The sequence below is a fragment of the Streptomyces cupreus genome (assembly GCF_014257025.1).
In the GTDB taxonomy this organism is placed as follows: domain Bacteria; phylum Actinomycetota; class Actinomycetes; order Streptomycetales; family Streptomycetaceae; genus Streptomyces; species Streptomyces cupreus.
In genome coordinates this window covers 1-19663 of record NZ_JACMSF010000059.1, presented here as the reverse complement: position 1 = coordinate 19663, position 19663 = coordinate 1, and the positions used below count along the sequence as shown (strand labels likewise).

Here is a 19663-nt window from a genome sequence, read left to right as displayed (position 1 = left end):
CGCGTGTTGGGGAGCCGGGCCGCCAGGGGGCTCACGGCTCCTTGTGAAGCGATACGCAGTCCGTATGACGTTGTCTCAATCCCCGCGGCTGACAGCCGCATCTCTCCGCTCGGAGTACGCTCGCCGATAGGACATACGGGCGGCTGCCGGCCCCTTCGCACTGTTCCGCGTTGCCGGCCGCACGCGTGGCAGCGGCGGCCGAGCGGCACGGATATCCAGGCATCCAGGCGGCAACTCCTGTCTGCCCGTGCTGATCGTTCCTTCCGCCGACCCAGGCGACGCCAACTCCGCCTGCTGGGAGCTCGCCATGGCATGGACATCGCGGCCCGGCTGAACCTGCCGAACCGCACGGTCGAGCACCACCTGCGGCTGGCGACGTGAGCGAAGTGCTGGACGTCGGCTGCGCGCGGTGAGGCCAGATTCGGTCGGCGGCCTCGAGCCCGCCGCCGGACCTGTGGTGTTCTACTCCGGCGGCACTTGACCGGCCCTGTCTTCCCGTCCCATCCCATTCCCGGCCGTCACCGTGATTCGGGTCGGGACTCGTAGTGCAGGCAGTGGAAGCGACCGTTCTCCTCGCGCCCGGCAGGGTCGCCGAACAGCGCCCGCACCGCCGCGATCGCATACTGCCGATCCCGCTCGTCGGTGAAGCGGCGCTGCGGATAGGTGCGGGAGACATCGACGGTGGTGTGCAGACCGTGCGCGGCCAGTGCCCGGACGACCGGGTGGTACGACACTGTTCGCAGCACGAAGGCGCTGACCCATACCGGTCCGCGGGCGCCGTCCAGCAGTGCCGTGAACGTTCGGTCGGTGATGTAGCTGCTGCCGCCCCGTCAGGGCGCCAGGGCATCCGGCGACCTGATCACCGCTCGAAGTCGACCCCCTCCCTGACTGATGTCTGCCATGCCCAGGGTACGCACCGCATGTATCGCTTCAGGCAGGTCGGCGATTGTGAGGACAGCAGCCTCAGCGGAGTTGCTCATCCCGGAACCACAAGACGGAACTCACCGACCGGCCCGAACGGGTTCACCAGAACACACCCTCGCAGGAGCGGATCGCTGTGTTGGAGCCCGGGCGGACGGAATACGGTTGCATGGCCAGGAACACCGCCGGCGCGCCGTTCGGCATCCGGGCAGAGAGCCCGGCCGGTCAAGCCACCGTGAGGCTGGGACCAACCGGTTGCCGTCAGACTGCTGTCGACTCCTCCCCGGGCCGCGGTGAAGCGCCCGCGACCCTGTCGGGCGTCGGCCGGGCGGGGCACCCGTCGGCATGCGTCGCCCGGTTGAGGCCGCGTGGGGAACCGTCGGTGGGCAGGTCCTGGGTCGCTCTGTCGTGATCGTCCGCGAGCGGGGTGAAGGCGACGTCCAGACGGGTCAGCCCGCGGAAGTTGAGGCTGCGCTGCCACTGCGGCGTGGGGCCGTCGAGGCGCAGGCCGGGGAGCCGGGTGAGGAGTGCCTCCAGGGCGATCGCGCCCTCCAGCCGGGCCAGCGCCGCGCCGAGGCAGAAGTGCGGACCGTTCCCGAACGACATGTGCCGTCCGCCGGCCCTCCCGAAGTCCAGTACATGGGGCTCGGGAAACACGGCCGGATCCCGGTTGGCGGCACCGCACACGAGCAGCACTGTCTGCCCTTCGGCGATGGTGCGGCCCGCCAGGTCCAGGTCCTGCCGCGCCCGTCGGAGCATCAGCTGTACTGGGGCGTCGTAGCGCAGGAGCTCCTCGACCGCGGCGGGCATCAGATCTGGCCGGCGGCGCAGTTGGTCGGCCGCGTGCGGGTGGCGGAGCAGGGCGAGTGTGGCGTTGCCGATGAAGTGGGTGGTCGTCTCGTGGCCGGCGATCAGGAGCAAAGCGCAGTTGGCGAGGAGCTCGTCGAAGTCCTGGTCGGACTTCTCTGCCTGTGCGGTCACCAGGGCGCGCAGGGTGTGGGGGGTCGGCGGGGCGTCGTGGCGGGTGAGGAGTTCACGGAGGTAGGCGAGCATGTCCGCCATGCTCTGCGAGGCCGCGCGGTTGCCGTCGGCGTCGAGCCGGGAGTTGCCGATGGCTTCGGCGATCGGCTCGGACCAGGCGGCGAGGGCGGGGCGGTCCTGCTGCGGTACGTCGAGCAGGTCGCAGATGATGGTGAGGGGCAGGGGGCGGGCGAGGTCCGCGACGATGTCCATCCGACCGGTCGGCGCGGCGTGGGTGATGATCTGGTCGACGGCTTCGACGATCCGGGCGCGGAGTGCCGCTAATGCCCGCGGGGTGAAGGCCCTGCTGATCAGGGCCCGCTGCCGGGGGTGGTCGGGGGCGTCGCTGTAGAGCATCTGCCGGCTCAGAACTCGGGCCAGCGGCCGCAGTTCCTCGGAGACGGCCTCGATGTCGGGATAGCGCACCGAGGACAGCCCCGGGTTACCTGCGGCGCTGCTGACCACCGCGTATCCGGTCGCGATCCAGGCGTCCAGGTGGCGGTCCCAGAAGAGGTCGTCGGCGTTCCGCAGCTCGTCGTAGAAGTCGTAGAGACGCTCTTGGACTTGGGGACGAAAGGCCCGCAGCAGCGATGAGGATGTGCGCATTATCCGATGTTAGTGATCCGAGTCGGAGCGCGGTGTCTCGTCGGCGCTCTTCATCCGGATGAAGGATTTGGGCGCTTGGGCCGCGACAACGAACGGTTCCACCTGCTCGTCGAAGGAAGAGCTGGATCCCGGCGGCGATGACGCCGATCGCCCCCCATACGACCAGCGCCGCGCGAGCACGATGTAGCTCGGCCTTCGATGCTCCTCACCCAATACGTCCACAGAGCAGCTCACCCAGCAGCCAGAACCACGACACTCATGGAAACGTCACAGCCGGTGCATCCGACCTCACGCCGGAGCCGGGAGACCGCGGATCATGTCTGCGGCCTTTTCCGCAATCATGATCGTGGGGGCGTTGGTGTTGCCCCGCACCACGGTGGGCATCACCGAGGCGTCCACCACCCGCAGGCCGCTCACGCCGTGCACCCTGAGCCGGGAATCCACGACGGGGCCGATCGAGCACGTGCCCGCCGGATGGTAGAGGGTCTGCATCTCACGCCGGGCGAAGTCGAGCAGGCCGGCGTCGTCCGTGAAGCGCGGTACGTGGCAGTCGGCCCGGCGGTGCTTGGCCAGGCTGGGCTGGTCCGCGATGTCGAGCAGCATCCGCAGTGCCCGGATCATCGTGGCTCGATCCTCTTCGGTGGTCAGGTAGTTGTGCAGGATGTGCGGCTTGGCGCTGGGGAGCGCCGAGCGCAGGGAGACCTTGCCCCGGCTCGTGGGGGTGAGCAGGACCGCACCGAACATGAAGGCGTGGTCGGTCACGGGGCTGATCCCCTCTTCATGGAACATCACCGGTGTGGCGTGCACCTGGATGTCGGGGGCGTCCAGTCCCTCACGGGTACGGTGAAACCCGCCGGCCTCACCGACGTTCGAGGTGAGCGGACCGCGGCCCTCGGTCTCCAGCAGGCGCAGGTTGTCCGGCGTTTCGGCGGTGAACAGCGACTCGATGTCGGTGAGATAGCACAGACCGACATGCGGATGATCCTGCAGGTTCTCACCAACGGGGAGGTCGACGCGGGGCGTGATGCCACGGGCCGCCAGTTCGCCGCCCGGGCCGATGCCGGAGAGCATGAGCAACTGCGGAGAGTTGTAGGCACCGGCCGACAGCACGATCTCCCGTTCGGCGCGCAGGCACAGCAGTTCGCCGTCCCGGTCCACCTCGACGCCGGTCGCACGGTCGCCGTCGAGCAGCACGCGGGTGCACTGGGCGCCGGTCAGCACCTCGAGGTTCGGCCGGGACAGGGCCGGCCGCAGATATGCGTCGGCCGTGCTGCAGCGCAGACCATCGCGCTGAGTGAGGTGGAAGTAGCCGACGCCGTCCTGTTCGGGGCCGTTGAAATCGCTGGTGTAGGCGTGGCCGGCTTCCTGTGCCGCCGCCACATAGGCGTCCATCAACGGATGTCGGGAGCGGCCTTCGCTGACGGTGAGCGGCCCGCCGGTGGAATGCCACGGTGATGTGGCGCCCGTGAAGTCCTCGGCGCGAAGGAAGTACGGCAGAACGTCCGGCCAGCTCCAACCGTCGGCGCCGCCGGCTGCCCAGGCGTCGTAGTCGCGGCGATTGCCGCGTATGTAGATCATCGCGTTCATCGAGGAGCAGCCGCCGAGCATGCGGCCCCGGGGCAGATAGCGGCGGCGGCCCTCCAGCCCCGGTTCACACTCGCTGAGGTAACTCCAGTCGTACTTCGTCTGGAAGAGCTTGCTGAACGCCGCCGGAACGTGGATTTCCGCGGCATCGTCCACAGGGCCTGCCTCGATCAGCACAACGCGCGCGCTCTCGTCCTCAGTGAGCCGGTCCGCCAGCACGCACCCGGCCGATCCGGCGCCCACGATGATGTAGTCGTACACCCGTGCCCCCTTCGCCCCACCCGGTTGCTCGATCCCTTCACCCAAGCGGTAATGGCGGGGGAATCACACTGTGCTCTCGGCCATTGTCGAGGGGCGTCAGTCGGCTCGGTCGGCCTCGTGCAGGGAGACGACGGCTTCCACCAGCGCCTGGGGGTCCTCCCAGTTGAGCATGTGTCCGGCGTCCGGCACGGTGACCAGCCGGGCGCCCGGTATCCCCGCGGTGAGGCGCCGGGCGTGGCTCGGCGGTGTGCTGCGGTCGGCCGAGCCGACCATGACGACGGTGGGAACCGTGATCTCGGGCAGGCGCGGATACCGGTCCTCGCGCGCGAAGGCCCGGACGATCGGCAGTAGCAAGGCATGGTCCTGGCGGAGGAAGACGTCGAGGAAGACATCGATCATGGCCGGAGAGGGGCGCTTGCCGCACTGGGCGGCTCCGAAGAGGATTCCGCCGGTCCGGGTGCGTGCCAGCTGCTGGAGGACGCCCCTCTCCAGCAGTGGGATCTGCAGCCGGTTGTGCGGCGCTCCGTCGTAGATGCGGCCCGCCCAGGTCGCGAACAGCACCAGGCCGCGCAGCCGCCGGGCGACGCCGGGATGGTCGAGCACAGCACGAAGCGCGACGAACCCGCCCATGGAATGCCCGACCAGCACTGCGTCCCCCACGTCGAAATGCTCCAGGACCGCCAGGTAGTCCTGCGCCATCGGGCCGGAGCCGATACCGTCCGCACCGCACGTCGAGCCCCCGTGGCCGCGCTGGTCGAAGACGATGACACGGTGACCGCCCGCCACCAGGGTGGCCTGCACCAGGTTCCACTCCAGGAGCGAGACACCATAACCGTGGGCCAACACCACGGGGGGCCCATCACCCGCGACGACGGCCCGCAACACCGTCCCGTCGGGCCGGGACAGGAACACCTCCTCGCCCTCGGGCTCACGACGCAGCACCTCGCGGGGCACGGGATCGGGCTGACGTTCTATCCCGGCGGCCACCGCGCGCGCCGCAACGGCGGCGACGGCGACCCCGGCAGCACCCCAGACCAGCTTCGATTTCATCGAAATCTCCTGAGTTTGCCTCTCGTGTTCGGCCGCCCCCCGGCCGATGCGCACTGACGGCGCTCATTGTGTATCGCCGTGCAGGTGTGGACACCGGGCCCCCAGGATTCGGCTGGGACTCGCCTTTTGCTGCTCCGGGATCCGGTCAACGGTCGCCTCGGCCGTGGGTTTGCGGCCTGTCCCGGCGCCGACAGCGGAACGGCATCTTCCACATTCTCGCCGTCCAACTCCTGGGCGAGGAACTGCTCTACGCGTCGCTGCACGTCCTGCTCGGCTTCATCGTGGCCATCGTGTTCGCGACGCTCTGGTCCCGCTTCTTCCGACGGGGACCGCTGGAGTGGCTGCTCGGCAAGGCCACCGAGGTCTCGAAGCTCGTCCGATGAGCAGCCGACGGGCGGCCGCTGGGAAGCCCTGACTGCTGACAGCGGCAGCCCTGGCCGCTGGCCCTGGCTCACCGTGGCGCCGGCGATCTGAAGCAGGCCCTGTACTTACATCGATATCGCGCGTACCACCGGCACGGTCGACTCCCCCGATGCAGCGGGTGCGGTTGGACACCGCGTACGGGCACATCGCTCTGTCGGACGAGGCGACCCGGAATGATGGGCTGTCCGTCCTCGATCTTCTCTGCACCAAGCCAGTGCTCCCCCAGCTCGGACGTTCCTGACTGCTGAAGCCAATGCGTTTCCCTACCCAGCAGTCAGGTTCAGGTGAAGACGATCCATCCTGAGAGTGCCGCCCCACGGCTCGTTTCCGTCAGAGCGGCGTCGATGTTCAGGTCCGGGAACTTACTCCGGATCCGCCCGTAGCCTCGGCGCTGTGACGCTGACCGACGGAACGTACCGACTCGGGCCGTCGACCGGCCGCCTCTTGATCAAGCCCGGCCGCGCCGGAATGGGACGCCGCGCGGGCCACGACCTCACGATCGAAGCCACCCGATGGTCCGGCGAGGCCGTAGTGGATGTCGGTGCCCCTGGCAGGTCCTCGGCGAATGTGACGGTCGAGACGAGCTCGCTGGCAGTCCGGGAAGGAACCGGCGGGCTGAAAGCACTCACCGACGCCGACCGGGCCGAGATCAAACGGACACTGGAGGACAAGGCCCTGCTGCACACCGCGGAGCACCCCACGATCATTTCCGTTCCACCCGTATCACGGGAACCCCGCACTCCTTCGAGATCACCGGTGAGCTCACGATCAAGGGACGCATCCACCCCGCGACGGTGCACGGCAAGGCAAACAACGCCGGGCCATTGCGCGGCTCGGCAACCGTGACGCAGTCCACCTGGGGCATCAAGCCCTACACCGCGTTCCTGGGGGCGCTGCGACTGGCTGACGACGTTCGGGTGGAATTCGAGATGGCCAGGCTCGAGCCGGCGGACGGCCCCGGATCGCCGCCGCGCACGGGTCGGACGTGAGAGCGGCGCCCGCCGATCACAGCCTCAAGGCTGCAGGGGAATTCGCCCTTCCTGCTCCTACGGTGGGTACATGAGCACCATCGTCGTCGTGTACGAACTCGACAAGCCGGTGCCCGCGCACCCCTCCCCGGGGATGCCGGGCACCGAGGAACAGCACGTCCGCAAGGTGCACGCGGCGCCCACCGCCCCCGGGAAGCCCGCCGCCACGGGGCCGCGGACTCTGTGTGGGAAGGACACCTTCGCCATGAAAACAGGCCCCTTGACCACCGAGGATGGCGGGACGCCCTGGTACCCCGCGCAGTACGTGTCCGTGGTCTGCCCAGACTGCGACGCCGTGATCGAGACCTGATGGTGCTGCCCAGCGTCCTCCGCGGTCCGGCCGAGGTTACTGCAGCGAGACCTTCCGTAGTCGGCCCTTGCAGCCGGCGGTGCGGAGCGACCGAGTGCAGCTGTGCATGCCCCTGTGTGTGGCGGACATCCCGGGACGCAGGAGGCGAGACACGATGGAGCCGCGGATGCGTTCGAGGAGGAGTACGGCATGGCCGGGTCCGGCTCTGGCGGTACCGAGGGCGTGGCGGGCGGCAAGTCGCGGTTCGACGACATCTACGACCGGCCGGACCCTCGCGCGTACTTCCGGCGGCCGGACCCGCTGGAGTACGAGATCCCGCACCACGCCCAGCCGGTCTTCCGGCAGGCCGCGGCCGAACGGGCCGCGGCCTGCCGACGGCCACCCCCGAAGGCCGGCGGTGCTGGACGTGGGCTGCTCGTACGAGATCAACGCCGCGCTGCTCAACCACGACGTGACGCTGGCGGAGATGTACGAGCGGGACACCTGCCCTGCCCGCCGGACGATGCCGACGGCCGAACTCGCGGTAGGCGACAAGGCGTTCTCTGCCGAGCGGCGCCGACCGGACGCAGTGCCGGTGTTCGGCCCGGACGTCGCGGCCCCCGCCGTCCACTACGCGCTCCAGGTGGGGCTCCTGGACGACGGCTTCACCGACAACCTGGAACGCGGCTCTGCCAGCCCCCGGCTGAGCCGCGCACTCGCCGAGGTCGGCCTCATCACCCTGACGGGCGGCAGCAGCTATAACGCCGGAGTGAAACGGGTGGCATGCCCCGAGTACGGGTGATCGGCCAGGGGAGGCAGCCGGCCTTGGGCGAATCGCCTTCGGCAAGCCCGTCGATCGGAGCTGGCCGACCGAGTCTGGGCTCACCGTGCGCAGCCGACATCCAGCACTTCGATCACGTCGCCGTGGACCGTGTAGACGAGCCAGCACCACTCGCCGAATGCCCCGGCCAGGTCCGGGGCCTGGGTCTCCGTGTCCTCGGTGATGGCGTCGATGAGCGTCATGATCTCTTCGTGCATCTCGTCCGGCACATCGAGGAGCACGTTGGCGGCCCGTTGGATCAGTTCGACTCGCATGGCGCACCCGCAGACGGGCGGGGACAGCACCTCCGATGAAGCGGTGCTTACCGCCCCACAGAGTCCTTCATGACCAGCATCCAGCGTAAAGCCACCGTCTGCCGCACGCGGCGACCTCAGTCCCCGAGGCGACGGCGTGTCCTCGGGGCCGAACGCCTGCGTACTGGTGAACTGGTGGACCCAGCCGTCGGCCCTGGGCTCGGCATCGACGTCAGCGGATGACGGGGTGCGCCTGTTCAGCCAGGTGCCTGTCCTTCTCGGCCGAGGCGCGGGCGAGAAGGCTTTCTGCCTGTGCCTCGGCGTCGGCGGCGTTGCGTTGTCCCATGAGGACGCAGAGTGTGTAGGCGGCGTCGTCGAGCCGACGGTGGCTGTACGGGCTCGCCGGGTCGTCCAGCAGACCGGCCCATGCGGACCGGTAGGCGTGAAGTGCTGCGGCGACGGTCCTGGCGTGGGGCATCAGCATCTGTTTGCGACGCCTCCCTATGGCGGGGAACTGCCGTCACACGGTCACGTGGGAGAGCCGCGCCGTGAGCAGCGGGCCTGCCGTGCGACGGCTTCGCGGCACGTACCGGGCCGGGTCAGGACTCGGTTATCTCGATGTGCCGCGGCTTGGTGGCCTGCGACTTGGGCACGCTGACGGTCAGTACACCGTCGTGCAGGGTGGCGCTGACCTCCTCCGACTTGACATCGGCAGGCAGGAGGGCCCGGTACTCGAAGCGGCCGGTGCGGCGGGTGCTGCGACGCAGGACACCTTCACGCTCCCGCTCCTTGAACTCCCCGGTGATGTGCAGGTCCCGCTCGCTCATCTCGATGTCGATGTCGTCCCGCTTGATCCCTGGCAGTTCCGCCTCGATCACATAGGCGTAGTCGGTCTCTCGCATGTCCGCCGCGGGTGACCAGGCCAGTGCGGCGGGAGCCGCGGCGGCGCCTTGCAGCAGCCGGTTCATGCGCTCGAACAGCTCCTCGAACTCGGTGGCGATGGGTTCACCCCATCCGAAGCCGGGGAACGACCTCTCCAGCAGGCTGCCGGACCGATGCCGTACAGGCAGCGTCATCGCGGTTCACCTCCGCGAGAGTGGGCCATTCGGTCACCTTCCATGGTGCGCGTCCCCGCCGCACGGGGCGACCGGGCCGTGGATGCTTGGCCCGTCCACACCGCCCTCATCGGCGGAAACGCCCAGGCGCACCATAAACGCCGGCTCGCTGCGCGCCAGGACATGCTGCAGTTGTACCCGCCACTTCGTGTACTGCGCGCCTGAGCCGTCTCGCTGTTCTGCCACAGCAGTACCAACGACGTGCTCAGGACGAGCAGTGTGCGCCGGGCGAGTGGCAGTCGCGCGGCTCGCCACAGCCCCTCCTGTGGCGCCCGGGGATGTGCAGGACCGGAACTTGGGCCGGACACTGAAGTGAAGAGCAGTGATTGTCGGCGTACGAGAGCCAGGGTGCAATGGCCACGAATCACAGCCCGACAGACCCCTCCGGTGCGGCGGACGAAGTCTTCACGCGTTCCGTGTTCGGCGCGCCGTGCTGGGTGAGCCTGACCAGCCGCGATCTCGACGCCATGCAGGACTTCTACGGGGCCGTGCTGGGCTGGCAGTGGCGCAACGCCAGACTGGGCGACCGTTTCCGGACCGCGTTGGCGGACGGGGTACCCGTCGCGGGGATCGCCGAGGTGGCCACCGTGTGGCAGATGACCGTGGCCTGGACGCCGTACTTCGCTGTGAAGAACGCGGACGAGGCCGTGGACCGCGTCCGCGAGCGCAGCGGGACCGTGGCGGTGGGGCCGCTCTCCTTCCCGCCCGGACGAGCGGCGCTCGTCGCCGACCGCGACGGGGCCGCCTTCGGGATCTGGCAGGGCAAAGTCGTCACCGAGTGGGAGGCGTGGCGGCAGGCGGCATCGACGTTCATCACCCTTCACACCCGTGACGCCTTCGACGCGGCCATCTTCTATGGCGAGGTCCTCGGCTGGGCCTCGGGCCTGCCCGGCTGCTGTGAGGTCGAGTACGCGGGCGACGAGGTGCTGCTGCGCAGCCGGGGCGACATCGTGGCTCGCATCGAGTCGGGCTCGGTGGAGACGCCGCCTGACCCCTCGGTCCGGTCGCAGTGGCAGGTCCACTTCGCCGTGGGTGATGTGGGACCGTGCGTCCGGGCCGCGGAGAAGCATGGTGGCAGCGTCCTGGAGGTGGGCGAGCAGGAGGCCGTGCTGCGTGACCCCGACGGCGCCCAGTTCACGGTCACCTCACGCCGGCAATGCTGACGTTCCGCGGATCGGTACAGCGGTCTGCGCGTCCGTCCGCCGCCGTCTTCTGCTGTGCGACAGCGCGATGAATCAGGAAGGGAGTCCGGGGCAATGACGGACGACTTCGTTCTCGACGTCAGCCGGATCCGAACCGAGGGTGCAGGTTCCGGGGCACGCGGACATGGCCGGCACGTATGAAAGGGCCGTGGTCCGCTTACCCGGGAGGGAACTGCCAGCAGGCCCCGGCCCGTCCTCACGGCCGGTTCGCGATGAGGTGAACTCCCGCACGCTCCACGGCCGCGAGGACCATCAGCGCGAGTATCCGCAGCGGGGGATGACCGCAAATCCTCACGCCGGCGGCAACCGTCATCGCCGACCCAAAGCGGCGGCCACCTCTACCGTCCCAGACAACCAGCCCTCCGCGCCCGCTTCGGCCCGCACGGAGCCAGGCAACCTCAGGCCGCCTGGGTGAGCTCGGCGCGGCCGAACAGCAGGGCGTACCCGGAGGGGAGTTGGGTGAGGATGCGGCCGAGGAGTTCCTCTCCGGCGAGCTGGGCCACGATGCGCAGGACGGTACCGGTGTCCCAGCGTGTGGTGGCCGGGCTGCCGCCGGTGCGGGAGGCCAGGTCCCTGACGAAGCCCCAGCCGGTGAGGGGTTCGGTGGCGGGGATTTGGGAGGTGAAGGTGACGGCGGCCTCGTGCGGCAGCCTGGCCGCGAGCTCCACGCGCTCATCGCCCGTGAGCTGGCGCCCGAAGGCGGCCAGCACGGCGCGCACGGACTCCTCGGCCTGTGCACGGGTGGCATAGGCGCCTTCGTAGCGCACTCTTTCCAGCATCTGCTCGAACGTCATACCCACAGTGGACGACTGCTGGGGATTCATCGGTGACGCGGTTGCCTTTCTCGTCGAAGCTGGTCGCGAGGCGGTGGCCGGGGGCTCGCCCGCCGACCACCGATGTCGCTGGGTCAGGGGGAGGGTTGTCGCTGCCCGTGGGCTATACGCGCTGGGAATGGCCGAACAGCAGGTCGTAACCGACTGGGAGCTGGAGCAGGATGCGGCGGGTGAGCTCTTCGCCCGCGGCGTCCGCGGCCACGCTGAGCACGGCGCCCACATCCCAGGCCGCGGTTTGTTCGGTGGCTCCCTCGATCCAGGCCGCGGTGGCCCGTACGAACCGCTCGGGGGACAGCGGCTCGCGCGCCTGGAGCGGATTGAGCAGGATGAGCGCGAGATCCTCCGGTAGCCGGGCGGCCAGGTCCGCCCGTATCTCGCCCACCAGGTGCGCGCCCAGCAGCGCCAGCACGGTGCGGGCTGCCCGCTCGGCTTCCTCGGTGGTCTCGTACGCGCCGCGTTCCTTGACCTGCTCCAGGAACGCCTCACGTCGCATGGTCATCGCTGCTCCCGTACGTGTGCGGTGGCGATCGGAGTACGGGGGCGGCCGCCCCCGTACTCCGGCGCGGCGGGGAGGGGAGTTCAGCCGCTGATCTCCTTGCGCGCGGAGCCGCCGCCGATGGCGATCTTCCGGGGCTTGGCGCGCTCGGCGATCGGGATGCGCAGGGTCAGTACACCCGCGTCGTAGTCCGCCCTGATGTGCTCGGTGTCCAGGGTGTCGGCCAGCACGAGCTGGCGGGAGAAGACGCCCAGAGGCCGCTCGGAGAGCTCCATCTGCACGTCGTCCGCCTTGTCGGCGGGCCGCCGCTCGGCCTTGACGGTCAGCATGTTGCGCTCGACGTCGATGTCGATCGCGTCCGTGGCCACGCCGGGCAGGTCGATGGCGATCACGTACTCCTCGCCCTCGCGGTAGGCGTCCATCGGCATCGCCGACGGCCGCGACCAGGTGCCGGTCGTGCCCAGGAGCTGCTGGGTGAGCCGGTCAAGCTCACGGAACGGGTCGGTGCGCATCAACATCGTCAACACCTCCAGTGTTCGGGCCAAGCATGTCGCTGCCAATGCGGTTCACCTGCCATCGTTGTAACATGTCATCGAAACGATGACAAGCGAAACGTCGTCGCTACGACGACACTAGCGCTGGAGGCTCCATGACCGCTGACGATCAGTCCACCCCCCGCGCGCCCGGTGTCAGCCTCACGTCCTTCCTCGCCGCCGCCGCGGCTCTGGACGCGATCCACGAGGCCCTGCGCACTGCCGGGGCATCGCGGGACGCAGAGCACCCCGAGCCTGGCCAGGCCAGCTCGGAGCAGGTATGCGCCGCGCTCCTGCTGCTGCGCGAAGCGCGCGATCAGCTCGCCGAATGGGAACCGGGCCTGATCGAAGCCGCCCGGGAGGCGGGCGCCAGCTGGGCCGAGCTCGCCCACCCCCTCGGCGTCTCCAGTCGCCAGGCCGCCGAACGCCGCTACCTGCGCGTGCGCCCCGGAAACCCGGGCTCCACCGGCGAGCAGCGGGTACGCGCGACCCGCGACCGCCGCGCCGCCGACCGCACCGTCACCGCCTGGGCCCGCGCCAACGCCGCGGACCTGCGCCAGCTCGCCGGCCAGATCACTGCCCTCCCCGACCTCCCCGCCGCCGCCCGCACGCCTCTCGCCGAGCTCACCGCCTCCCTCGCCGACAACGACGCGGCCGCCCTGGTCGGCCCCTTGACGGCGACGCACGCGTATCTGGCGTCCGGCCACCCCGACCTCGCGGCACGCGTCGATGACGTCGCCCGCCACACCGACCGACTCCGACAGCTCAGCGGCGACCAACGCCAGAACCAAGCCTGATCACCGAGCCCTGGGCTCCCCGCTCGACCCGCAGCGCACACGGCGTATCCGGTCTCCGCGGAGGAGTGGGTGATCTGCCCGGGACGGTGAGCGAGCCCTGTTCGTCTTCCCGCACGTGCAGTTGCAGTGGCCGCCGTCCACCGGGCTGGACGAGTGGTTCCACCAGGAGCGCGGTCACCGCGCGATCGGCGTGGTCTACCGGCCGCAGATCGAACGTGCGGACAACTACGTCCCAAGGGTAAATCTCATCATGTGAGCAGATCCTGTCCATTACGGCATTTCGCTCAATACCATGCCGCCCATCGGAGGAGAGGCGATGGGTGAACACGTTCACGTCCGCATTTGGGACGGTCTGAGTGTCAGTGACGGTGGCGACTTGATCGAGCTGTCCCACTGCCGCTGTGGCGCCACATGGTCCAAGACGTACCGGGTGGACGAAGGGGCCCCCGAGGACTGAGCGCAGATACGCGTGGTGGCCGGGTCAGCCGCCGTTGTGCGTGAAGTCGCCCGCATCAGCCGACGTGGCAAGGAGGTCGGCACCTGGCGCCTCCGGGTGTTGTTGCTCCTCGCGGGCGAGGGCCGCGATGGTGCCTCCGGCGAGTACGGTGCGACGGCGGCCGTCAGAGAGGTGATGGCGGACCCGGTAGGTCTCGTCCTTGGTGGTGTTGTGCAGCCGCAGACGGGGTTCGGCTCGGGGGGCGAGCGCGGCGTGGAGGTTCTCCAGCCGTAGCCGGTCGCCGGGGTTGATGCGGTCGTAGTCGGCGGGTCGGTCGAACTCCAGGGGCAGTACGCCGAAGTTGGCCAGGTCGGCGGCGCGCCGGGCGTAGTCGGGATCGAGGCGGGTGAAGGTGAACTCGGCGAGCTTGGGGATGTTGGAGCGGTTCAGGGAAGCGTAGTTGGGGTGATTTGACGTGGGCGTACTGGCTCCCGTGCTGGTTTGGTGCTGACCAAATTCCCACGTCACCACCCGTGTTCGTCTCTCCCGGGCTGACTTGGTTTGACTACGCTCCGTGGAACTCGGACATCATGGGCGGATCGGTTTAGAGCCGAGTTGCAGCAGCCGACTCGATCGGAGTCGCCAAGCTGTCCGTCCGACTCTGTCTCTGCGCGGACAGGTGCGGCGCTGGGATTGGGCGCGGTTCGCGTCCCAGTAGGTTCCTGGTCTGCTGGTGGTGCGCCCTGCGTGGCGCTGTGACCAGTGAAGACGAGGGTCAAGCGCGCGACGAACGGAATGTTGGCCCGCATATGGCCCGGATCTTGGTCTCGACCGAGGCGACGGTGAGCCAGACAGCAGACAGGTGCTGCCTCCCGGGTCGTCGGCGGCTGCGTTCCGCTGACATTGCCCGGCCGTCAGGCCCGGCGGCCATTTGGTGCAACTGGTCCGGCATCCGCCGCCCCTCGCCCGCGACGCCGAGCGGAACGGCACCGGACGCGTTGCCGGGTGCACCGGGACGGTCGTCGGCCGGGGTATTGACGCGTCTTGCCGCCGGTGTCATTGTTACCGGCACATAGACATCTGATGTCTGATGTCTGATGTCGATCACCGGACGAAGAGGTTCCCCGCCATGTCGCTCTCCGACGACCTCGCCGAGCAGTTGCTCACCGCGATCATCGACGGCCAGTACCCGCCGGACTCCGCTCTTCCGCCCGAGGGTGAGCTCTCGGAGCAGGGCGGGGTCAGCCGCCTGACAGTGCGCGAGGCGGTCAAGCAGCTGCGCGCCCAGAACGTCGTCCGGGTCGTGCGCGGCCGGGGTACCTACGTCAACCCGCCGGACCGGTGGACCGCCCTGGAGCCCGTGGTGCGGGCGGCCTCGCGCACCTCGACCGGGGCTCTGTCGGAGCGGCTGATCGAGGCGCGCCGGCTCATCGAGAACGGCGCGTGCGAACTCGCCGCCTCCCGCCGTACCGAGGAGGACCTGGAAGCCCTGCGCCAGCATCTGGCGGTCATGCGCGAGGCCGCCGACGCGGGCGACACCGAGCAGTTCGTGCAGGCCGACATCGACTTCCACGACACGGTGATGCGGGCGACGGGCAACCTGTTCGTCCCCCTGCTCTTCGAGCCGTTCGGCCCGCTGCTGGTGGAGGGGCGCCGGGAGACCTCGGCCGTCCCCGAGATCCGTACGAACGCCATCGCGCACCACGAGAGGGTGCTCGCCGCGCTGGAGTCCGGCAGCCCCGAGGCCGCCCGAGCCGCCATGGACGGCCACATGAACCAGACCGCCGACGACCTGCGCACCCATGTGATCAAACGCGACCTCGACTGACCCTCCCCTCAACTCCACGTCACGCAACAGGAATTCATCATGTCCCTACCCCTTCATGCCCAGACGCGGCCTGTCCCCGAGGCCGCGGTGCTGGAAGGGCTCCCCCCGGTCCGCGAGGTGAGCGCCACCGAGGTCGCCGCCCGCATATCCGGCGGCCCCCGACTCGTCGTCCTCGACGACGACCCGACCGGCACCCAGACCGTCACCGACGTCCCGGTCCTGACCACCTGGACGGTGGACGACCTGCGCTGGGCGCTGCGCCAGGACAGCGCCGCCTTCTTCGTCCTCACCAACACCCGCAGCCTGGCGCCGGAGGACGCCGCCACCCGCAACCGCGAAGTCGTCCGCGCCCTGCACGCGGCCTCGGCGGCCGAGGGCACCGGTTACGTCCTGGCCAGCCGCGGCGACTCGACCCTGCGCGGCCACTTCCCGCTGGAGACCGACGTCCTCGCCGAGGAGTTCACCGAACTGGGCGTCGGCGCTCCGGACGGCGTCGTGCTGGTCCCCGCCTACATCGAGGCGGGCCGGCTGACCGTCGGCTCCCGCCACTGGATGCGAACGCCCGACGGGCTGCTGCCGGTCGGCGAGAGCGAGTTCGCCCGCGATGCCACCTTCGGCTACCGCAGCTCCTCGCTGCCCGAATGGGTCGAGGAGAAGACGGACGGACGCGTGCCCGCCGAGAAGGTCCTGCGCATCACCCTCGACGACCTGCGCGGCGGCGGTCCGGAGCACACGGCGCGGCTGCTGTCCTCGCTGCGCGGCGGACGCACCGCCGTGGTCGACGCGGTGTGCGACGACGATCTGCGGGTGCTGGCCCTGGCCCTCGCTCAGGCCGAGGAGAGCGGCACGCGGCTGCTGTACCGGGTCGGGCCGTCCTTCGTCAGGGCCCGCGCCGGACAGGCCGGGCGGGCACCGCTCACACCCGCGGAACTGCGTCCGCTGCGCGGGGACGCGCCGCACGGGCTGATCGCCGTGGGGTCCCATGTGTCGCTCACGACACGGCAGTTGGACCGGCTACGGGAGCGTGGCGGGATCGCCGAGTACGAGCTGGACGTGGCTCTCCTGCTCGACGAGGAGCGGCGTGACGCCCACATCGCCGAGGTCGCGGCCGCGGCGGCCGGAGCGCTGGCGTCCGTGGATGCCGTGATCCGCACCTCGCGCACGCTGGTGACGGGCGCCGACGCGGACGACAGCCTGGCGATCTCCCGCCGGGTCTCCGCCGCGCTCGTGGAGGCCGTGCGCCGGGTCAACGCCATCCGCCGACCCGCCTTCGTCGTCGCCAAGGGCGGCATCACCTCCAGCGACACCGCCACCCACGGCCTTGAGATCCGCCGTGCCTGGGCCCGGGGCACGCTCCTGCCCGGCATCGTCTCCCTCTGGGAGCCGGTCGACGGCCCTGCCTCCGGCATCCCCTACATCGTCTTCGCCGGGAACGTCGGCGGCCCCGACGCCCTCGCCGACGCCCTCGACCTGCTCAGGAGCGCCTGATGCTGCTGCACGGAACCGACGCCCTGAAGGAGGCCGCAGCCGCCGGTCACGCCCTGCCCGGGTTCGTCGCCTACAACCTGGAGACCGTCCAGGGCATCACGGCCGCCGCCGAGACGGCAGGCCGGCCCGTCCTGATCCAAGCGGGCTCCAGCCCCTTCAAGCACGCCGGGCGCGAGGCCCTGATGCGGCTGGCACTGGACGCCGCCGCCCACTCCGCCGCCCCGCTCGGTGTGCACCTCGACCACAGCCGGGACCTGGAGGAGATCACGGCCTGCCTGGAGGCGGGCTACACCTCCGTCATGGTCGACGGCTCCCACCTGCCCTTCGCCGAGAACATCGCTCTGACGAAGGAGGCGGTCCGGCGGGCCCGCGACCACGGCGCCTGGGTGGAGGCCGAACTCGGCGCCCTCCCCGGCGACGAGGACGTCTCCACCGACGCCGTCGCGCAGCCCACGGCGATGACCGACCCGCAGCAGGCGGCCGAGTTCGTGGCCGCGACGTGCGTGGACGCGCTCGCCGTAGCCGTCGGCAACGTTCACGGCTTCACCAAGGACCCGATCCGCCTCGACCTGGACCGGCTGGCCGCGATCCACGACGTCGTACCGGTACCGCTCGTCCTGCACGGGGCCAGCGGGCTGCCCGTCGAGGAACTGCACGGCGCCCTCGCCCGTGGCGTCGCCAAGGTCAACGTCAACGCCGAGCTGCGCCGCGCCTACCTGGAAGCCGTCCGCGCGACCCTCCCCGCCGCGCTGCCCGGCTCCGACGTCGTCTCCCTGTGGGCGGCGGGCCGCGACGCGGTCCGGGACGCCGCCCTGGATGTCATCGGCCGCCTCACCCCGCGCGCCGCGTGAGCACACACGCGGTCTCGACCCAGCCTCGCTGACCACAAGCCGCGCAGTACCGCCGTACGGCGCAAGACCGCCGTACGACCACCGCAGCATCGCACCACCCCGGCGAGCCGCCCCCAGAGTCGCCGGCTTCTGCGCCATCCCCTCGCATGAGCCGCGTCGGCCCGTATCCCCTCTCCTGCCAGGGCTTTCCCCAACCCGGCAGCCAACCCCCGCTCACCTCTTTCTCCCCAGGAGGACAAAGATGTCTCCGCACCCCCGTCCCCATACGGCCGTCATAGGCCTGGGCGCCATGGGTCTGCCCATGGCACGCTGCCTGAACGGCGAACTCCCCGTCTCCGTCTACGACATCGCCCCCGACCGGCGCTCGGCCCTGGCCGCCGAGGGCGCCCGCGACGCGGCGTCTCCCGCCGAGGCCGTCCGTGAAGCCGACGTCGTCGTGCTCGCCGTACGCGACCAGGCGCAGGTCGAAGGCGCGCTGTTCGGCGAGAACGGCGCCGCCGAAGTCCTCCGCCCCGGCGCCGTCGTGATCCTCACCAGCACGGTCGGCCCGGAGGCGGCCCGCACGACCGCCCTGCGGCTCGCCGAGCGCGGTGTGCTCACCGTGGACGCGCCCGTCAGCGGCGGCCCCGTCCGGGCCGGCAACGGCGATCTGCTGATCGTCGTCGGTGCCGAGGACCTTGCCCTGAAGACGGCCCGGCCGGTCCTCGACCTGCTCGCCTCGACCCTCACGGTCGTGGGCCCGCGCCCCGGTGACGGCCAGGCGATGAAGGCCGTCAACCAGCTGCTGGCCGGCGTGCACATCGCGGCCGCGGCCGAGGCGATCGCGCTCGCCCGCGGGCTCGGACTCGACCCGGGCACGGTCGTGGACAGCCTCAAGCACGGCGCCGCGGGATCTTTCATGTTCGCCGACCGCGGGCCGCGCATGGTCCAGACGTACGACGACGGACCCGCGCCCGAGGTCAAGTCGCGCCTTGACATCTTCGTCAAGGACATGGGAATCGTCACCGGCATCGCCAAGGACGCCCACGTCCCGGTGCCCCTGGCCGCCGCGGCCGAACAGCTCTACCTGCTCGGCGAGCGCGCCGGACTCGGCGCCCGAGACGACTCCTCCGTCGTCACCGTCCTCTCTCCCCGGTCCCCGGAAGGAGAGGGACGATGAGCCACACCACTCTGCTCGTCATCGCGGTCGCCGGTGTCGCGGCCCTGCTCCTGCTCATTCTCAGAGCCAGAGTCCAGCCCTTCGTCGCCCTTGTCGTCGTCAGCATCGGCGTCGCGCTCGCCGCGGGCGTACCCGCCGCCGACCTGGTGAAGACCATCGAGGACGGCATGGGCTCCACCCTGGGCCACATCGCCACCATCATCGCGCTGGGCGCGATGATCGGCCGGATCATCGAACTCTCCGGCGGCGCCCACGCGTTCGCGCACTACCTCATCGAGAGGTTCGGCTCCCGCCGAACCCCACTCGCCCTGACCGTCGCCGGGTTCGTCCTGGGCATCCCGGTCTTCTTCGAGGTCGGCCTGATCATCCTGATGCCGATCGCGTACGGGGTCGCCCGCGCCGCCCGCAAGCCGCTGCTGATCTACGCCCTGCCCATGGGCGCCGCGATGCTCACCGTGCACGCCTTCCTGCCGCCGCACCCCGGCGCGGTCGCGGTCGTCGAGGCGATCGGCGCCAGCCAGGGCCTGGTGCTGCTGATGGGTATCCCCGTCACGGCCGTCGTCGTCCTGCTCGGCTACCTCCTCTCCCGTCGCCTCACCCGCCGCGAGTACCCGATGGACCCGGCCGTGTACGCCGAGGTGTACGGGGAAACGGGCGCCGAGGAGGGCA

23 protein-coding genes are annotated in these 19663 nt (G+C 70.1%); 12 read left to right on the top strand and 11 right to left on the bottom strand.

What is annotated here, in order from left to right:
- Positions 1 to 518: 518 nt before the first annotated feature.
- The 4 genes from H4N64_RS35860 to H4N64_RS35845 form a co-directional block, all read right to left on the bottom strand.
- Positions 519 to 746, bottom strand: coding sequence for a hypothetical protein (locus H4N64_RS35860; protein ID WP_186286758.1), 228 nt, complete (start codon positions 744 to 746; stop codon positions 519 to 521).
- A 436-nt stretch (positions 747 to 1182) separates the two neighbouring features.
- Positions 1183 to 2547, bottom strand: a complete 1365-nt coding sequence (locus H4N64_RS35855; protein ID WP_186286756.1) for a cytochrome P450 — start codon at positions 2545 to 2547, stop codon at positions 1183 to 1185.
- Positions 2548 to 2835: 288 nt separating this feature from the next.
- Complete coding sequence (locus tag H4N64_RS35850; RefSeq protein ID WP_186286754.1) at positions 2836 to 4392, bottom strand: GMC family oxidoreductase N-terminal domain-containing protein; 1557 nt, start codon at positions 4390 to 4392, stop codon at positions 2836 to 2838.
- A 96-nt stretch (positions 4393 to 4488) separates the two neighbouring features.
- A complete protein-coding gene (locus H4N64_RS35845; protein WP_186286752.1) occupies positions 4489 to 5442 on the bottom strand; it encodes an alpha/beta fold hydrolase in 954 nt (317 codons plus the stop codon).
- Positions 5443 to 5528: 86 nt separating this feature from the next.
- Between H4N64_RS35845 and H4N64_RS46545 the strand changes: the two genes are divergently transcribed.
- The 4 genes from H4N64_RS46545 (at position 5529) to H4N64_RS35825 (ending at position 7984) form a co-directional block, all read left to right on the top strand.
- Positions 5529 to 5825: a DUF418 domain-containing protein gene (locus tag H4N64_RS46545; protein ID WP_336246894.1), complete on the top strand. Its 297-nt coding sequence runs from the start codon at positions 5529 to 5531 to the stop codon at positions 5823 to 5825.
- Positions 5826 to 6377: 552 nt separating this feature from the next.
- Entirely contained in the window at positions 6378 to 6854 is a 477-nt protein-coding gene (locus tag H4N64_RS35835; RefSeq protein WP_260860176.1) for a YceI family protein, read from the top strand.
- Between the two features lie 70 nt (positions 6855 to 6924).
- Complete coding sequence (locus H4N64_RS35830; RefSeq protein WP_186286750.1) at positions 6925 to 7203, top strand: hypothetical protein; 279 nt, start codon at positions 6925 to 6927, stop codon at positions 7201 to 7203.
- 397 nt (positions 7204 to 7600) lie between these two features.
- The gene (locus H4N64_RS35825) at positions 7601 to 7984 is read left to right on the top strand and encodes a hypothetical protein (protein WP_186286749.1); all 384 of its coding nucleotides are present in this window, start codon (positions 7601 to 7603) and stop codon (positions 7982 to 7984) included.
- 80 nt (positions 7985 to 8064) lie between these two features.
- Here H4N64_RS35825 and H4N64_RS35820 read toward each other — a convergent pair whose 3' ends face one another.
- The 3 genes from H4N64_RS35820 to H4N64_RS35810 form a co-directional block, all read right to left on the bottom strand.
- Positions 8065 to 8277, bottom strand: coding sequence for a hypothetical protein (locus H4N64_RS35820; protein WP_186286747.1), 213 nt, complete (start codon positions 8275 to 8277; stop codon positions 8065 to 8067).
- Between the two features lie 211 nt (positions 8278 to 8488).
- On the bottom strand, positions 8489 to 8740 hold the full coding sequence (locus tag H4N64_RS35815; protein WP_186286745.1) for a DUF5133 domain-containing protein: 252 nt from the start codon (positions 8738 to 8740) through the stop codon (positions 8489 to 8491).
- A 115-nt stretch (positions 8741 to 8855) separates the two neighbouring features.
- On the bottom strand, positions 8856 to 9332 hold the full coding sequence (locus tag H4N64_RS35810) for an Hsp20/alpha crystallin family protein (RefSeq protein WP_186286743.1): 477 nt from the start codon (positions 9330 to 9332) through the stop codon (positions 8856 to 8858).
- A 392-nt stretch (positions 9333 to 9724) separates the two neighbouring features.
- On the opposite strand from H4N64_RS35810, the gene H4N64_RS35805 reads away from it, so the two are divergent.
- Positions 9725 to 10534, top strand: coding sequence for a VOC family protein (locus H4N64_RS35805; protein WP_186286741.1), 810 nt, complete (start codon positions 9725 to 9727; stop codon positions 10532 to 10534).
- Between the two features lie 437 nt (positions 10535 to 10971).
- Here H4N64_RS35805 and H4N64_RS35800 read toward each other — a convergent pair whose 3' ends face one another.
- The 3 genes from H4N64_RS35800 to H4N64_RS35790 form a co-directional block, all read right to left on the bottom strand.
- Entirely contained in the window at positions 10972 to 11367 is a 396-nt protein-coding gene (locus H4N64_RS35800) for a DUF2267 domain-containing protein (RefSeq protein WP_186286739.1), read from the bottom strand.
- Positions 11368 to 11509: 142 nt separating this feature from the next.
- Entirely contained in the window at positions 11510 to 11905 is a 396-nt protein-coding gene (locus tag H4N64_RS35795; protein ID WP_186286737.1) for a DUF2267 domain-containing protein, read from the bottom strand.
- Between the two features lie 80 nt (positions 11906 to 11985).
- Positions 11986 to 12420, bottom strand: coding sequence for an Hsp20/alpha crystallin family protein (locus H4N64_RS35790; RefSeq protein ID WP_186286736.1), 435 nt, complete (start codon positions 12418 to 12420; stop codon positions 11986 to 11988).
- A gap of 131 nt (positions 12421 to 12551) precedes the next feature.
- Here H4N64_RS35790 and H4N64_RS35785 point away from each other — a divergent pair, with 131 nt between their 5' ends.
- Together H4N64_RS35785 and H4N64_RS35780 are read left to right on the top strand one after the other, a co-directional pair.
- A complete protein-coding gene (locus H4N64_RS35785; RefSeq protein WP_186286734.1) occupies positions 12552 to 13232 on the top strand; it encodes a type III effector protein in 681 nt (226 codons plus the stop codon).
- Positions 13233 to 13347: 115 nt separating this feature from the next.
- Entirely contained in the window at positions 13348 to 13488 is a 141-nt protein-coding gene (locus H4N64_RS35780) for an erythromycin esterase family protein (protein WP_186286733.1), read from the top strand.
- A 225-nt stretch (positions 13489 to 13713) separates the two neighbouring features.
- On the opposite strand, the gene H4N64_RS35775 is transcribed toward H4N64_RS35780, so the two are convergent.
- Positions 13714 to 14196 (bottom strand): hypothetical protein, encoded by a 483-nt coding sequence (locus H4N64_RS35775; RefSeq protein WP_186286731.1) that lies wholly within the window; start codon positions 14194 to 14196, stop codon positions 13714 to 13716.
- Positions 14197 to 14797: 601 nt separating this feature from the next.
- Here H4N64_RS35775 and H4N64_RS35770 point away from each other — a divergent pair.
- The 5 genes from H4N64_RS35770 to H4N64_RS35750 form a co-directional block, all read left to right on the top strand.
- Complete coding sequence (locus tag H4N64_RS35770; RefSeq protein WP_186286729.1) at positions 14798 to 15496, top strand: FadR/GntR family transcriptional regulator; 699 nt, start codon at positions 14798 to 14800, stop codon at positions 15494 to 15496.
- Between the two features lie 39 nt (positions 15497 to 15535).
- Complete coding sequence (locus tag H4N64_RS35765; RefSeq protein ID WP_222109795.1) at positions 15536 to 16984, top strand: four-carbon acid sugar kinase family protein; 1449 nt, start codon at positions 15536 to 15538, stop codon at positions 16982 to 16984.
- On the top strand, positions 16984 to 17835 hold the full coding sequence (locus H4N64_RS35760; protein WP_186286727.1) for a class II fructose-bisphosphate aldolase: 852 nt from the start codon (positions 16984 to 16986) through the stop codon (positions 17833 to 17835). Before H4N64_RS35765 ends, H4N64_RS35760 begins: the two co-directional genes overlap by 1 nt.
- Before the next feature lie 241 nt (positions 17836 to 18076).
- Positions 18077 to 18994, top strand: a complete 918-nt coding sequence (locus H4N64_RS35755; protein WP_186286726.1) for an NAD(P)-dependent oxidoreductase — start codon at positions 18077 to 18079, stop codon at positions 18992 to 18994.
- On the top strand, positions 18991 to 19663 hold a 673-nt coding region (locus tag H4N64_RS35750), incomplete at its 3' end, for a GntT/GntP/DsdX family permease (protein ID WP_260860175.1). The genes H4N64_RS35755 and H4N64_RS35750, both read left to right, overlap by 4 nt.

Bases quoted from the DNA above. Each gene is read 5' to 3' on its own strand.
- H4N64_RS35810 (WP_186286743.1), bottom strand. From the start codon at position 9,332: ATGACGCTGCCTGTACGGCATCGGTCCGGCAGCCTGCTGGAGAGGTCG.
- H4N64_RS35755 (WP_186286726.1), top strand. From the start codon at position 18,077: ATGTCTCCGCACCCCCGTCCCCATACGGCCGTCATAGGCCTGGGCGCC.
- H4N64_RS35785 (WP_186286734.1), top strand. From the start codon at position 12,552: ATGACCGCTGACGATCAGTCCACCCCCCGCGCGCCCGGTGTCAGCCTC.
- H4N64_RS35820 (WP_186286747.1), bottom strand. From the start codon at position 8,277: ATGCGAGTCGAACTGATCCAACGGGCCGCCAACGTGCTCCTCGATGTG.
- H4N64_RS35835 (WP_260860176.1), top strand. From the start codon at position 6,378: ATGGTCCGGCGAGGCCGTAGTGGATGTCGGTGCCCCTGGCAGGTCCTC.
- H4N64_RS35760 (WP_186286727.1), top strand. From the start codon at position 16,984: ATGCTGCTGCACGGAACCGACGCCCTGAAGGAGGCCGCAGCCGCCGGT.
- H4N64_RS35800 (WP_186286739.1), bottom strand. From the start codon at position 11,367: ATGACGTTCGAGCAGATGCTGGAAAGAGTGCGCTACGAAGGCGCCTAT.
- H4N64_RS35795 (WP_186286737.1), bottom strand. From the start codon at position 11,905: ATGACCATGCGACGTGAGGCGTTCCTGGAGCAGGTCAAGGAACGCGGC.
- H4N64_RS35770 (WP_186286729.1), top strand. From the start codon at position 14,798: ATGTCGCTCTCCGACGACCTCGCCGAGCAGTTGCTCACCGCGATCATC.
- H4N64_RS35830 (WP_186286750.1), top strand. From the start codon at position 6,925: ATGAGCACCATCGTCGTCGTGTACGAACTCGACAAGCCGGTGCCCGCG.
- H4N64_RS35845 (WP_186286752.1), bottom strand. From the start codon at position 5,442: ATGAAATCGAAGCTGGTCTGGGGTGCTGCCGGGGTCGCCGTCGCCGCC.
- H4N64_RS35765 (WP_222109795.1), top strand. From the start codon at position 15,536: ATGTCCCTACCCCTTCATGCCCAGACGCGGCCTGTCCCCGAGGCCGCG.
- H4N64_RS35815 (WP_186286745.1), bottom strand. From the start codon at position 8,740: ATGCTGATGCCCCACGCCAGGACCGTCGCCGCAGCACTTCACGCCTAC.
- H4N64_RS35805 (WP_186286741.1), top strand. From the start codon at position 9,725: ATGGCCACGAATCACAGCCCGACAGACCCCTCCGGTGCGGCGGACGAA.
- H4N64_RS35855 (WP_186286756.1), bottom strand. From the start codon at position 2,547: ATGCGCACATCCTCATCGCTGCTGCGGGCCTTTCGTCCCCAAGTCCAA.
- H4N64_RS35790 (WP_186286736.1), bottom strand. From the start codon at position 12,420: ATGTTGATGCGCACCGACCCGTTCCGTGAGCTTGACCGGCTCACCCAG.